Here is a 14,405-nt window from a genome sequence, read left to right as displayed (position 1 = left end):
CTTGCTGTTTTAATTAAGTTCGGCTGCAAGCTGGCCGATCCATTGATTGAACAGCTTACTCTCCATTTCAACAGCTTTATCTGCATGAAACTGCCAGTCGGGCGAGAAAGTTTTCAGTTGATTTATCATTTCTTCCAAATGCCCCTCTTCTTCGAGGATAATGGATTTAACGTTTATTTTGCTTGACGCTTTTTCTAATGCTTCCTGGTAAACGGGGTAAAGTTCATCAGCGCGAACCTCGATGGCATAGGTTACCAGCAGGTAAGCCGCAAAACGCAATTCCTTCCCTTTCAGGTCAAGTTCTTTTTTAAGATAACGGCAAACATCCACGTCTAATTGATTCAGGTAGTGCCTGCTGCTGGCCGGGGCCAACAAATAACCAGGCGAATAAGTGGGGCAAACGGCGCCGGTTTTTTCTATTTGTTTTTTCAAATAAAAGGCATGCCGATGCTCCTCGGCGGCGTGTTTAAGAATAATATAGGTAACTGTGTCCGGGTCCTCGCAGGCCGATATTTTGCGGGCGCCTGTATTTTCCATCAGCGAAAGGGTATTTAGCCAGCGCGCGTGGATGGTATTATCATTTATAATTTTTGGCAGTAAGTGATCAAATTCCATACTCATAGTTCTTCAAGGGCGCTTTCGATTTTGCTGTAAATATAGCTGAGCTGATCGTCGGTGATGCAATATGGAGGTAAAATATACAGGATATTCCCCAGCGGCCGCAATATAATGCCGGCATCCAGGAAATAGTTGTACAGCTTATCGCGCAGTGTATTGAAATAGGAAGTATCTGCACCCGTCGCCCACTCCATTGCCAATATAGTACCGGTTTGCCGTGTAGCTTGTATTTTAGGATGGTCTTTGATGTTTAATGCAAACCGCCGGTGGCTATTTTCAATCCGGCGGATGTTCTCCTTTGTCGATTCGGCTACAAACAGGTCCATGCTTGCACGCGCAGCCGAACAAGTTACCGGGTTAGCGGTATAAGAATGCCCGTGAAAGAGTGTTTTCAGCTTATCATCCGACAGAAAAGCATCGTATATCTGCTGTGCACAGGTGGTTAAACCCATTGCCATGGTACCACCCGTAAGGCCTTTGGAAAAGCACATGATGTCGGGCTGCGCACTCAAATGATCACAGGCAAAAGGTTTTCCGGTGCGGCCAAAACCTGTGAATACTTCGTCCGCTATCATCAGCACGCCTTCGTCACCGCAATGGGCCATTAGCTGATCCAAATATTCCGCTTCGTACATCAGCATCCCGCCCGCCCCTTGTACCAATGGCTCGAAGATAAAACAAGCAAGTTCAGATTTGAGATTTGAGACTTGAGATTTGAGCTCAGCTATGTTCGACGCGTTTGGCAAGTCGATGAATTCAACCTCAAACAACAAGCTATCAAACGCCGCAGTAAACGCGCTGCGGCCGCTTACCGCCATCGCGCCGAAAGTATCACCATGATAAGCGTTTTTTAAGGCCAATATCTTAGTACGCTGAATGCCCTTGTTGTGCCAGTATTGCAGGCACATTTTGATGGCCACCTCAACAGCTGTCGAACCGTTATCCGAATAAAATACTTTGGTTTGATTATCCGGGAGTATTTTAAGCAAGCGCTCGGCCAGCTCTACGGCCGGCTCATGCGTAAAGCCTGCAAATATCACATGCTCCAGCTTATTTAACTGTTCGGCTACTTTTTGGGCGATGTAAGGGTGTGCATGGCCATGTATATTAACCCACCAGGAGGATACCGCATCGATATAACACTTACCATTTTCGTCATATAAACAAGCGCCTTCGCCCCGCATAATAGGTATTGGCGGCGCGGCAGTTTTCATTTGCGTATAAGGATGCCAAACTACACTCAGATCTCTCTCAACCAGGTTCATAAGTTATTTATAAGAAGTTTTACAACATATTTATCTGTCGGGAAAGTTACGTCCTCTTCCGACAGTTTATCCAGGCCGATCCAGCGGAACGACTGCAATATCTCGCCTTCCCCGTCAAAATCGAAACGGACATTTTTAAACATTAAATTTAACGGCGACAGGTTTTTTACCAAATAATATACACTAATGATCTGTGAATCGTTAAAGGCCGATTTGACAAAAAAATCGGTTGTATAGAAATGGCTGATTACATCTACTTCCACATTGCATTCTTCAACAAATTCTCGTTTTAACCCGTCAATAAGCCCCTCGCCAAATTCAAGCCCGCCACCCGGAAACTTGGTAAATTGCATCCCGTATTCCTGCTCATCGCTGATGAGTACCTGGTTTTGGTCATTCACCAGCAAGCCATATACACGTACATTGAATTGGTACATTATTCGAAATGTTTTTTATTGCGGGTAATATTTTCCATTGTCCAGGTGATATCCGTTGTTTTTGCCTCGAACCGGATGGGGCAGTTTGGCATGTTGCAATAATAACAGCATTGGGGCACACACGGATCGGTATGAATAAAGAACTCCGTTTTTACACTTGCTTCTTTATTAATCAGTATGTCTACCAGCGATACCTCTTCGTGTACCTTATTCAGGTCGAAGTAATTAGGTAAAGTAAGATGACAGTCGATGTGCAGTTCGTTCCCATATTTCTGGGCCCTAAAATTGTGGAAATCGATCCATTCGGGCCTGCGTTTGTCGTTCAGAATAGCAAGCACTTCCTTTACGATCTCAAAATCTGCTTCATCCATTAAGCCGGAAACGGACTTTCTGATCAGCTTGTAACCCGTGTACAGGATATAAAGTGCTACCAGGATGGATAAAATGCTATCAAGGATATCAATCTTAGTAAAGTAGATAAGCAGCAAACCTACTACCAGGCCAATGCTGGTAACCATATCGGTTATCAGGTGCCGACCGTCGGCTTCGATGGTAAGCGAACGGAAGTGCTTACCTTTCTTTATCATATAAAATCCAAGCGCGCCGTTCACAATACCGGTGGCGCCGATAATATACACGCCCGTCAGCAGGTCGTGCACCTGGTAATGATAAAAGATATTGTAAGTCGACTTGATCAGGATACCTATCCCCGCTATACTTATCAATGCACCCTCGATAAATGCCGAAAAGAATTCGACTTTCCCATGGCCATAAGGATGGTTTTCATCCCGCGGAAGCGATGCAAGGTAAATACTGTAAAAGGCAAAAGAACTGGCCAAAACATTGACGATACTTTCTACAGCATCTGTAAGCACAAAGTTAGACGATGTAAGCAGGTAGGCACCGAATTTGGCTATCATCAGCACGAGACCGGTAACCAGCGCCAATAGTATTATCCGTTTTTGCTGTAGCAAAGTTTTTAGCGATTAGCCGCCAAATTTATGAATAACATTTAGAAGTCGGCAGGCGATAATTGAAAGTGGACGGGAAACCGGTTTTAAAGCAGGGTCTCCATGGCACCATTCAGCATCTGCTTTAAACAATAAACCGGGTTAACATGGTTAACACTATTTATCGTTATTTTACATTAATATATTGATTATCAATTAATTACTTAAAACTCGCCTTAAAACGTGTTAACCATAAAATAGTATCTCTCTGTTTGAATACAATAAAAAACTCTGAAAACGGTCCGGTGTGGCCTTGTGTTGACTGATGTGATATCAATTGCAATTTTTTTGCTCCAACTGTCAGCTATAACCGGAAAATTGAAAAATCAGCAAAAGCGCGGCCTCTTTGGCGACCTTGATTATAAAAATTACAAAAATAGGGAAATGCCCGTTGATCACAGGCTTATGAGTAAAGACTTTTCTATATTTGCGCCCGGAAGAAAAAATCAATTATGACCGCATTAAGTAACAGAATCAACAACCTTGCAGAGTCGGCAACTATCAAAATGGCCAAATTGGGCCGCGAACTTGCCGCAAAAGGTGTTGATGTGATCAGCCTTAGTTTTGGCGAACCCGATTTTCATACACCTGATTACGTGAAGGAAGCAGCTAAAAAGGCAATGGATGAAAATTTTACCTACTACACCCCTGTTTCCGGCTATCCTGAATTGCGAAAGGCAATTGCAGCGAAACTGAAGAACGAGAATGGTTTGGATTATGACTTCAGCCAGATCGTAGTGTCGACAGGTGCCAAGCAGGCCATAGCTAACGCTGTTCTTTGTTTGGTTAACCCAGGCGAAGAGGTTATAATCCCTACGCCGTATTGGGTATCGTATTCGGAAGTAGTGAAATTGGCAGAAGGCAAAAGCGTATTTGTTGACGCGACTGTTGAACAGGATTTCAAAATTACGCCGGAACAGTTAGAAGCCGCCATAACGCCGAAGTCCAAACTTTTCATGTTCTCGTCGCCATGTAACCCCACCGGTAGCGTTTACAGCAAAAGCGAACTGGAAGGCCTGGCAAAAGTATTTGAGAAACACCCGGAGATCTACATTATTTCCGATGAGATATATGAGCACATCAATTTTGTGGACAAACACGAATCCATCGCTCAATTCGACAGCATAAAGGACCGCGTGATTATTATCAATGGCTTTTCAAAAGCGTTTGCCATGACCGGCTGGCGCATAGGTTATACGGCATCGAACAAGGAAATAGCTGCAGCTTGCGACAAAATGCAGGGACAGATAACTTCGGGCACTTGCTCCATAACCCAAAAAGCGGGGGTAGCCGCAAGCGAAGGCGGGTTGGAAAGCGTGCTGAAAATGCGCGATCAATTCAGAAAACGCCGCGACCTGGTTTACGGACTTTTGAAGGACATCCCCGGAATAAAAACCAATCTGCCTGATGGTGCATTCTATTTCTTCCCGAATGTGACATCGTTCTTCGGCAAAAGCTATAATGGCCGTACCATCAACGATGCTGATGAGTTGAGCCTGTACCTGCTGGAAGAAGGACACGTTGCAACTGTAGGCGGCGATTCATTCGGCGATCCGAAATCCATCCGTATGTCTTACGCTGCGGCGGAGGATAAATTGGTTGAAGCTTTGAAACGCATTAAAGAAGCGCTTGGAAAACTGAGTTAATACTCAATTTTACGGCATAAAAAAACCTCCGCAATAACTGCGGAGGTTTTTTTGTTTCAGAGGCCTGCTGTTATTTAATAGGGAAGCCATAAGCTAAACGCAATGCCACGGTACCGTAGTTATTGCTTTGGCCCGAAAAGTTTTCATACCTCACACCTACGTCCCAGGTGCTGTTTGCCCAGCCAATAGCCGGTGACAGGATCAGCTTAGTGTCTTTCTCGCCACCATCTACTATTGAATGCACTTCAAATCCTGCACCCACTTCGCCGCCTATATAAAGGTTATCGGTGAAGAAGCCTTTTACGCCCGCTTTAACAGGTATCATACCAAGTGAACGCCCTTTTACAGAAATAGTAGTTGTCGATGAGGCATCGGTAAACGTGGTAGTATAGGTTTTACCGAAAAAGTTATAATAACCCGATGTTAGTGTCAGCGCAAGGTTCTTGCTTAAACCGTATTGCAGGCGGGCGGTACCGCCTAATTCGAAATTCGAAATGTCATGAGCATTACCTGTTGGTATACCACCTTCAATTCCTACACCAAAACGCCATACGCTCGGCGGGGTTGTCTGAGCCTTAACATTGCTTGCGAAGAAAATAGTTACGGCAGTTGCAGCTATAGCTATTAGTTTGATTCTGTTTTTCATTGTTGTTAGTTCTATTTGTTAGTAAATAAGATATTATGTACGCCTACTAAACAAATATTTTGCCATCATGCCAATTTGTAAGACATTTTTTATCACTCAAGTTTATTTTATTAATTAAAGTAACATTCCGCGTTGTTGTTAAATTATTGTTAATCAATTCATTCGGATGCGCGTGGTCAGTCCCCGGTTATTTGATCTCCGGCGGGCTGCAAAAGTTCAACTCCAAATGCGTCCCAAACTAACTTTTGTAGCATTTAGCAGGAATTTTTGCCCTATTTGCAAGGCATTTTTTTCAATAACCAAAGGGTGAGCCAATGTTTATGGACAAAATGTCAAATAAAAAAGCCCCTTTCGGGGCTATGTTTTATGCGTGAGGATCTTCCGCGGGATCTGGCTTATAGTTTTTCTGTAATTCAGCCAGCTTTTCCTTGCCGTAGGCAAACCGCGTTATCAGGTAGAACAACACCGGCACTATAAATATTGCGAGAGAAGTAGCGGTTACCATCCCTCCAAAAACAGTCCAGCCTATGGTTTTACGGGCAATGGCGCCTGCGCCTGATGCAACGAGCAAAGGCCCCACGCCCAATATGAAGGCCAGCGAGGTCATGATAATGGGCCGAAGGCGGAGCCTGACCGCTTCAAGTGTTGCCTGCTCCAATTCGACACCCCTATCCACGCGTTCCTTGGCAAACTCGACGATCAGGATCGCATTTTTGGCTGCAAGGCCTATGAGCGTTATCAAACCGATCTGCGCGTAGATATTATTGTTAAGGTCGGTAAAAATAAACGAGGTATTAAGCGTAAGTGCTGCAATGGCGCCAAATGCCCCCAGTGGAACCGCCAGCAGCACAGAAAATGGCACCGACCAGCTTTCGTAAAGCGCCGCCAGGAACAGGAAGACAAATCCGACGGAAAGCATAAAGATGTAAACCGTCTTTGAGCCCGATAATATCTCTTCGCGGCTCAAGCCCGAAAACTCATAACCGAATCCTTGCGGCAGCGTTTGGGCCGCAACTTCCTGCAGGGCTTTTATGGCGTCGCCGCTGCTATAGCCCGGGTTGGTACTGCCATCGATCTCGGCAGAACGGAACAGGTTAAAGTGCGATATCAGCGGTGCATTCTCAATCGTCTGGTATGATGTAAGGGTACTCAAGGGCACCATCTGCCCGGCTGAATTTTTTACATAGTATTGTTCAAGGTCTTTGATATCCGTCCGGTAATTGGTATCGGCCTGCGCGACAACGTGAAAATTACGCCCGTAAATGGTAAAGTCGTTCACAAACGCGCTACCCATATAGGTTTGCAGTGTTGAATTGATATCTGCAATAGAAACCCCCATACGTTTCGCTTTTTCGCGGTCGACCACCAATTTGATCGCAGGCGTGCGGGCAGTGAAAAAGGTGAAGGCCCTGGCTATCTCAGGCCGCTGGTTAACAGCAGCGACAAATTTTTGCAGTACCCCCTCAAAACTTTTGATATCCCCGCCAGCCTGCCTTTGTTCCAATATAAAGGAGAAACCCGCAGTAGTACCCAGGCCGGGTATAGCCGGCGGCGGTATTACCACCACACTGGCCTCTTTATACTGCGCCATCTTTTTTTGTATCACCTGCACCAGCTCCTTCGAAGTTCTTTTGCGCTGGTCCCATGGTTTAAGCTGAATAAATATGGTGCCGCTATTCGATTTACTGGAGAAGCTAACGACGTTCAAACCGCCTAATGCGGCATAATGGCCAACCTCGGGTATGCTGTCCAGGGTATGCATCATCTGGTTCAGCCGCCCCACGCTGCGCTGTGTCGATGAAGCCTCCGGCAGGTCGTAAGTCATATAAATACGTCCTTCGTCCTCGGTTGGTATAAAACCCGTCGGCTCGTGTAAAAACAGCATCACTGTGCCCACAATGATACAGAGTAGTATGATGACGACAAATGCCGGGTTCTTCACCCCACGATGCACTCCATTCTTATATCTGCCGGTAACTCTTTCAAACCAGCAATTGAATTTGAAGAAAAATTTATCCAGTCCTTTTGACTGGTCATCGAGCTTGCGTGGCTTAAGTATCAGCGTACAAAGCGCAGGCGTTAATGACAAGGCTACAAAAGCCGATATCAACACCGAAATAGCGATAGTGATGGCAAATTGCTGGTATAACCTGCCCACTATGCCCGGCACAAAGCCTACCGGCACAAACACCGCCGCCAAAATGAGCGCTATGGCAATAACAGGCGCTGAAATATCCTTCATGGCATGTTGCGTCGCCTCTTTTGGCGACATGCCTTTTTCGTCCATATAGTGTTGGACGGCCTCGACTACCACGATAGCATCATCTACCACGATACCGATAGCCAGCACAAATCCGAACAGCGTAAGGGTATTGATGGTGAACCCTAAAGGCGTAAAGAAGATGAACGTACCTATAATGGAAACCGGTATAGCCAACACAGGAATTAAGGTAGTTCGCCAGCTTTGAAGGAACAGGAACACTACCAGGATAACCAACGTCAATGCGATAAGCAGCGTTACAACAACTTCATGCACTGAAACCTTAACAACCGTTACCGCCTCGAAGGGAACTACATAATCGACGCCGGTTGGGAAGGTCTTTTTAAGCTCGGCCATAGTTTTGTAAACATTGTCGGCAGTTTCCAATGCATTGCTGTTTGGAGCCTGGTAAACCAGCAGGTAAGAAGCCCTTCTTCCATCAACAAAGGAGTTACCCGAGTAATTGAATTTACCTAATTCTACACGGGCTATATCTTTCAGGTGCACCAGTGCGCCATTATTCGGCTGTGTCCGAACGATCACATTTTCAAAATCCTTTACTGACACCAGGCGCCCCTGCGAAATGATGCTTAATTCATACGTTTGGGTATGCTCCTGTGGCGGGGCACCTACCGAACCGGCGGACACCTGTGCGTTTTGCTCCTGCAATGCAGCGGTTACATCGCCTGCCGTTATACCCAGCGCTGCCATTTTATCCGGCTTTAACCAGATGCGCATGCTAAAATCATCCGCACGGGTAAATACGTCGCCCACACCTTTGGCACGTAACAAGGCATCGCGGACAAATACATTGGTGTAGTTATCAAGGAACGTTACATTATGGCTTCCGTTGGGCGAATAGATAGCAACCAGCATCAGGATGCTGGGATTACGTTTACGTGTAGTAATACCCAGGCGCTGAACCTCCTGCGGTAAGGTTGGCGTAGCTATTCCCACGCGGTTTTGTACATCCAGTGCGGCAATATTAATATCCGTACCAACCTCAAAGTTTACGGTCATGCTCATTTGCCCGTTGCTGGTACTGTTGCTTTGCAGGTAGGTCATACCCGGTGTGCCGTTCACCTGCGTTTCTATAGGCGTCGCTACGGTTTGCTCAACGGTAACGGCATCCGCACCGATATAGTTGGTTGAGATGTTAACCGTAGGCGGCGTAATTTCCGGGTACTGCCCTACCGCCAGGTTGAGTATGGATAGAATGCCGACAATTACGATTACCAACGAGATAACAATAGCTGTAACCGGCCTGCGTATAAAGGTTTCTGCAATCATTCTTTACAATCTATTAGATCAAATCAATTATTTCCCGCCCTGCTTTTGCTGCCCTGGTTGTTGTGCCGAAGGATCCCCGAGGGTGATCTTGCCATGATCGCGCAGGCGCTGGAAGCCGTCGGTTATTACCTTATCGCCCTCTTTCAAACCATTAAGTACGATTATATCCGCGCCGATCTTCTGGCCTACGGATATTTTGTGTTGCACTGCAATTGTATCCTGGCTCACAAATACAAAATACTCACCCATCTGCTCGGTCACCGCCTTATTCGGGATGATCAGCTGTTCACCCGATTGGTCATTCAGCACCTTCATAACGCAACTCATGCCATCCCTTAATTCATCATTGGGATTAGGAAATTGCACCCGTACTTTTACGGTGCCGGTTTGGTTATTAACTCCCCTGTCTATCGCTAATATCTTCCCTGATTTTGTATAGGTAGATGTTCCATCGGACAGCTGGAGCCTGAATGTGGAGTCGGTGCTTTTCTTTTGAAGTTTATAAAAATGGCTTATATCCTGTTCACTGATCACAAAGTCGACCCCAATAGGGTTCTCGCTCGAAATGGTATTAAGCAAAGTAGTACCCGGACTTACCTGCGCCCCAAGTTTCACCTGGGAAATGCCGATACGGCCCGTGAACGGAGCGGTGATTATTGAGTAGGAAAGATCTGTTTTGGCAGAAGCTACCTGCGCTTTGGCCGACTCGACCGCACTTTTGCTGGTTTCAAAAGCTGCCGTTGCCTGGTCGACAGTTTGCTTGGCCACAGCATCATTTTTTTCAAGATAAGTATAGCGATCAACATCCTTCTGTGCCTTTACCAGGTTTGCCTGTGCACTCGACAGGCTAGCCTGCGCCTGGTTGTAAGCGGCTATATATTTGCGGCGGTCTATTTCGTACAACTCCTTGCCTTGTTGTACCACCTCGCCTTCTTTAAAAAATATCCCAGTAATAAATCCCGAAACCTGGCTGCGTAACTCCACACTATTTAGCGCTACCACCGTTGCCTGGTACTGATCGTAGTAAACCGCATCAGCTTTTTTTACGGTAGCAACATTTACCGGCGTGGGCGGCATAGCAGCATTTTGTTGACTTTTTTTACCGCACGATACAATGGCTGAAAGCGCTATCGGGGTTAATAAATAGAGGTATGATCTTTTCATGTGTGTGATATTCGTTTTTATTGTACAGCCAATGTGCCCAATGCCTTTTCAAGGTCGATCTTGCTCGATAGCAACTGGAATAACGCGTTATAGTAGTTAAGCTCCGCCGTACGCAGATCCGATTGCGCGACAATTACATCGAGATAGGTTTTGATACCCTCGCGGTATTGCAGGCTAACTATGTTGTAAACATCTTTTGCAAGATTCACATTTTGCTTAAGTACATCGTAGTTTGCATAATTGCTTTTATAGCTTGCAAGGGCCTGCACATATTCGGTATTGATGGTATTTTTTGCATTAACTATATCCAGGTCAGCCCGGTCAACTTCCAGGCGCGCCTTACTCAGATTTTTAAGGCGCTTGCCGCCCTGGAATATCGGCAGGTCGAGCGTTAACCCGACGTAACCGTTGGGGAAGGCATTATTATATAAATTGGAAAAGCCGTGGCTCAGGTAAACCAGGTTATATGCACCTGTAGCCGAAAGCGATGGTAAAAACCCATACTTATAATAGCTTACATTAACATTTTGCAGATTCTTTTGCGTCTGCAGTTGCTGATATTCGATACGCTTATTAATGTCCAGTTGCTGGTTAGTATCGATGATAGCCTCCGCTTCGTACCTGGTACTGTCGTACGATAAACTAAAACCCTGCTGCGCATCAAGCCCCATGATCTGTTTGAGGTAGGCCATTTTACTTTTGATAGCTTCTTCGGTCTGTTTTCGGCTCGCGAGCGAATTATTAAGCGCTATAGTTGCCTGCTTATAGTCGGTTTTATCGACAACGCCAGCCTGGTAACGCGTATAAGCATCCTTAAGGCTGCGCTGCAGGCGCACAATATCTTCCTTCAATATGTCCAGTTGCTTTTCCGACAGCAGTACGTCGAAAAAAGCTTTACTCACATCCGATACCACATTGATCTGGCTGCTGGTTGTATTCTGTTTATAATATAACCGCGAATATTTGGCAGCCTTTGCAGCCTGCAAAACATCATTATTATATATCACCTGGTTAGCCTGCAGGCCCAACGTCGATAAATTATTAATGTTCGACGGAGTAGTTGTTGTCGATGCCCCGCCATTTGATGTAACCGGGCTGCCTTTAAAATAATAGTTATATAATCCCGAAGAAGTAACTTGGGGAAGCCAGTCGGAAAGGCTTATACTGATATTCTTCTCGTTAATAGCTTCGTCAATGGCTGCCTGGCGTACAACAGGCTGGTTTTTCAAAGCATATTCTACACATTGCCTTAGTGTTAATACCTTTCCTGAAGTGTCGGCAGACACCTGGGCGCGCAACCCGGCGGGAACCAGTAAAATAGCGGCGACAAATAGTAGGAAGGGGTAATATGTGCTTTTCATAGATAGTTTTGGACCGTTATTTCGGTGTGCAAAATAATGGGATTCATTTAGTTATTTTCTAACGTTTACGACAGAATCCGCGAATTATGGCATAAATATGATTAAAAGAAGTGAAGCAACAATATTTTTACTTAAACACCACGAAATCAAAGATAATAAAGGTGTTTTTAGCTCCTGTTTTAAAAAAATGAAAAATTGTAACGTGAATTAAAAGAAAATTTTAATTAATTTGCCTTGTGAGAATTTACATTGCCGGGTAAAGTGTAATGTAAACAGTATCAGCTAGCTAACGATAAGTTATAAACTTGTTTACAAAAAATTAAAGCAGGGTTAATACATGGGTAAAAAACTTCATGATAGAATTGCGTTGTTTAAAGACGCAGAAATGGCAAGGGAAAGAGGCGTTTATCCCTTCTTCAGGCCCATTGAATCCGCACAGGACACCGAGGTAATTATTGATGGCAAGCGCGTGCTGATGTTTGGATCTAACTCTTATTTAGGACTTACCAACCACCCGAAAATTAAGGAAGCTTCAAAAAAAGCGATCGATAAATACGGCACTGGCTGCGCCGGATCCAGATTTCTGAACGGGACACTTGATATTCATATCGAGTTGGAGAACCGCCTTGCCGAATATGTAGGCAAAGAGGCATCGGTACTGTTCAGCACTGGCTTCCAGGTTAACCTGGGCGTATTATCGAGCATAGTTGCCAGCCGCAGCGATTATTTAATATTGGACGAATACGACCATGCATCGTTAATAGACGGTAGCCGCCTTTCATTCTCGAGGGTAATTAAATACGCCCATAATGACATGGAGGACCTGCGCCGCAAACTGACCATTTTGCCCGAGGAAGGTGTAAAGCTGATCGTGGTGGATGGTATTTTCAGTATGGAAGGCGACATCGTAAAACTGCCTGAAATAGTACAACTTGCGGAGGAATTCGGCGCGAACATCATGGTCGACGACGCCCATAGCCTTGGCGTAATTGGCGAAAAAGGCGCTGGCACCGCATCACATTTCGGCTTAACCAATGATGTTGATCTTATAATGGGTACGTTCAGCAAATCGCTGGCTTCGCTTGGCGGGTTTATAGCTGCAGACTTTGCGACAATTGACTACTTGAAACACCGGGCACGCTCGTTAATGTTTAGCGCCAGTATGCCACCGGGTTCAGTTGCAAGCGTAATTGCTGCCTTAGATATTATTATATCAGAACCTGAACGCATCCAAAAACTTTGGGACAATACCAACTACGCTAAAAAGCTTTTATTGGATGAGGGTTTTGACCTTGGGCCGACCGAGAGCCCTATTCTGCCGATTTATGTGCGCGATAACGAAAAAACATTTATTGTTACCAAATATTTACAGGATAACGGAGTATTTGTTAATCCGGTTGTCTCGCCTGCAGTTCCTTCCGATTCCTCTTTGCTGCGGTTCTCATTAATGGCAACCCACACGTTCGACCAGATAGATGAAGCTATCGATAAGATATCAAAAGCGTTTAAGATCGTTGGCGTAAGCATGGTGAAAGAAGATATATAAATGCCTATCAATTAAACAACTACCTTATAATGAAAAAAGTAATTCCGGTTAGCAGTAAAAAGGAACTGGCTAATTTTATTGATTTTCCGCATGAACTTCATAAAAATGACCCTAACTACGTACCGGAATTATTTATTGCGCAAAGAGATATCTTAACCACCCACCCCTTTCACAAACATTCGTCACTACAAACATTCCTTGCGTATGACGGCGATAAAATTGTCGGGCGGATATGTGCTATATTAAACAATAACCATAATAAATTTAACGATACCAACGACGGATTTTTCGGGTTCTTTGATTGCATCAACGACCAGGAAACTGCCAACTTGCTCATCAACACTGCTATTGATTGGCTTAAAGAAAAAAAAGCCGTCAAGATCATCGGCCCGGTAAACCCATCAACGAACGAGACCTGTGGCTTATTGGTCAAGGGCTTTGACAGTCCGCCGATGGTGATGATGACCTATAATCCGCCTTATTACGTCGAACTGCTTGAAAAAGCAGGGTTTAAGAAACAGGTGGACCTGCTGGCATGGCATTGGGATAAAACCAGCTATAACGACAAATCGGTTCAGTTACTTGATAAATTACAGGACAGGCTTAAACGCAGCGACGTTACCATCCGCAAGGTAAACCTGAAAAAGTTTAAGGAAGAAGCTGCCGCCCTGCGGGAAGTTTACAATACCGCATGGGATAAAAACATGGGTTTTTTCCCGATGACCAACGAAGAGTTTGATTACACCGCCAAGGACCTGAAAATGATCCTCGACCCCGATTTTTGCCTTTTGGCCGAACAGCATGGCAAGATAGTAGGTTTTGGTGTAGCCATTCCTGATATTAACCAGGTGCTTATCAAGATCAAAAAAGGCAGATTATTGCCAACGGGCCTCTTTAAGCTTTTGTTTGGGAAAAGCAAGATCAAAGGTATCCGTATTATGTTGCTGGGTGTGATAGACGGATATCGGAAAATGGGTATCGAGGCCGTGTTATATGGCAATATTATAAAAGAATACCGGAGAAAAGGGCTGGAATATGCAGAAGCATCGTGGACGCTTGAAAACAACGACATGGTGAACCGGGCCATTGAAGCTATAGGCGGCAATCAATACAAAACATACCGCTTGTACGAAAAGGCAATTTAACTGATCTAAAACACCAC

11 protein-coding genes are annotated in these 14,405 nt (G+C 45.0%); 3 read left to right on the top strand and 8 right to left on the bottom strand.

The genetic code is table 11. The features are described 5' to 3' along the window. Positions 1–9: 9 nt before the first annotated feature. The 4 genes from VL525_RS20235 to VL525_RS20220 are packed head-to-tail and all read right to left on the bottom strand — an operon-like array spanning position 10 to position 3,294. Entirely contained in the window at positions 10–621 is a 612-nt protein-coding gene (locus tag VL525_RS20235) for a hypothetical protein (protein ID WP_325389082.1), read from the bottom strand. Beyond that, the gene (bioA, locus tag VL525_RS20230) at positions 618–1,883 is read right to left on the bottom strand and encodes an adenosylmethionine--8-amino-7-oxononanoate transaminase (protein ID WP_325389080.1); all 1,266 of its coding nucleotides are present in this window, start codon (positions 1,881–1,883) and stop codon (positions 618–620) included. Before bioA ends, VL525_RS20235 begins: the two co-directional genes overlap by 4 nt. Continuing rightward, positions 1,880–2,320, bottom strand: a complete 441-nt coding sequence (locus VL525_RS20225; protein ID WP_325389078.1) for an NUDIX domain-containing protein — start codon at positions 2,318–2,320, stop codon at positions 1,880–1,882. Before VL525_RS20225 ends, bioA begins: the two co-directional genes overlap by 4 nt. Then, positions 2,320–3,294 (bottom strand): cation diffusion facilitator family transporter, encoded by a 975-nt coding sequence (locus VL525_RS20220; protein ID WP_325389076.1) that lies wholly within the window; start codon positions 3,292–3,294, stop codon positions 2,320–2,322. The genes VL525_RS20225 and VL525_RS20220 overlap by 1 nt, the downstream gene beginning before the upstream one ends. A gap of 488 nt (positions 3,295–3,782) precedes the next feature. On the opposite strand from VL525_RS20220, the gene VL525_RS20215 reads away from it, so the two are divergent. Then, positions 3,783–4,976: a pyridoxal phosphate-dependent aminotransferase gene (locus tag VL525_RS20215; protein ID WP_325389074.1), complete on the top strand. Its 1,194-nt coding sequence runs from the start codon at positions 3,783–3,785 to the stop codon at positions 4,974–4,976. Between the two features lie 70 nt (positions 4,977–5,046). On the opposite strand, the gene VL525_RS20210 is transcribed toward VL525_RS20215, so the two are convergent. The 4 genes from VL525_RS20210 to VL525_RS20195 all read right to left on the bottom strand — a co-directional run bounded on the left by VL525_RS20210 (position 5,047) and on the right by VL525_RS20195 (position 11,697). Further along, positions 5,047–5,622 carry a hypothetical protein gene (locus VL525_RS20210; RefSeq protein WP_325389072.1) on the bottom strand — a complete coding sequence of 192 codons (576 nt, stop codon included), beginning with the start codon at positions 5,620–5,622 and terminating at the stop codon, positions 5,047–5,049. A gap of 364 nt (positions 5,623–5,986) precedes the next feature. Beyond that, positions 5,987–9,172 carry a multidrug efflux RND transporter permease subunit gene (locus VL525_RS20205; RefSeq protein ID WP_325389070.1) on the bottom strand — a complete coding sequence of 1,062 codons (3,186 nt, stop codon included), beginning with the start codon at positions 9,170–9,172 and terminating at the stop codon, positions 5,987–5,989. A 27-nt stretch (positions 9,173–9,199) separates the two neighbouring features. Further along, positions 9,200–10,336 carry an efflux RND transporter periplasmic adaptor subunit gene (locus VL525_RS20200; RefSeq protein ID WP_325389068.1) on the bottom strand — a complete coding sequence of 379 codons (1,137 nt, stop codon included), beginning with the start codon at positions 10,334–10,336 and terminating at the stop codon, positions 9,200–9,202. Between the two features lie 17 nt (positions 10,337–10,353). Continuing rightward, positions 10,354–11,697: a TolC family protein gene (locus VL525_RS20195; RefSeq protein ID WP_325389066.1), complete on the bottom strand. Its 1,344-nt coding sequence runs from the start codon at positions 11,695–11,697 to the stop codon at positions 10,354–10,356. Positions 11,698–12,034: 337 nt separating this feature from the next. Between VL525_RS20195 and spt the strand changes: the two genes are divergently transcribed. Next, complete coding sequence (spt, locus tag VL525_RS20190; protein ID WP_325389064.1) at positions 12,035–13,243, top strand: serine palmitoyltransferase; 1,209 nt, start codon at positions 12,035–12,037, stop codon at positions 13,241–13,243. A 29-nt stretch (positions 13,244–13,272) separates the two neighbouring features. Further along, positions 13,273–14,388 carry a hypothetical protein gene (locus tag VL525_RS20185; protein ID WP_325389062.1) on the top strand — a complete coding sequence of 372 codons (1,116 nt, stop codon included), beginning with the start codon at positions 13,273–13,275 and terminating at the stop codon, positions 14,386–14,388. Positions 14,389–14,405: the final 17 nt, after the last annotated feature.

The sequence above is a fragment of the Mucilaginibacter sp. genome, from assembly GCF_035492695.1.
GTDB lineage: Bacteria > Bacteroidota > Bacteroidia > Sphingobacteriales > Sphingobacteriaceae > Mucilaginibacter.
This window is presented reverse-complemented; position numbering and strand designations above follow the sequence as displayed.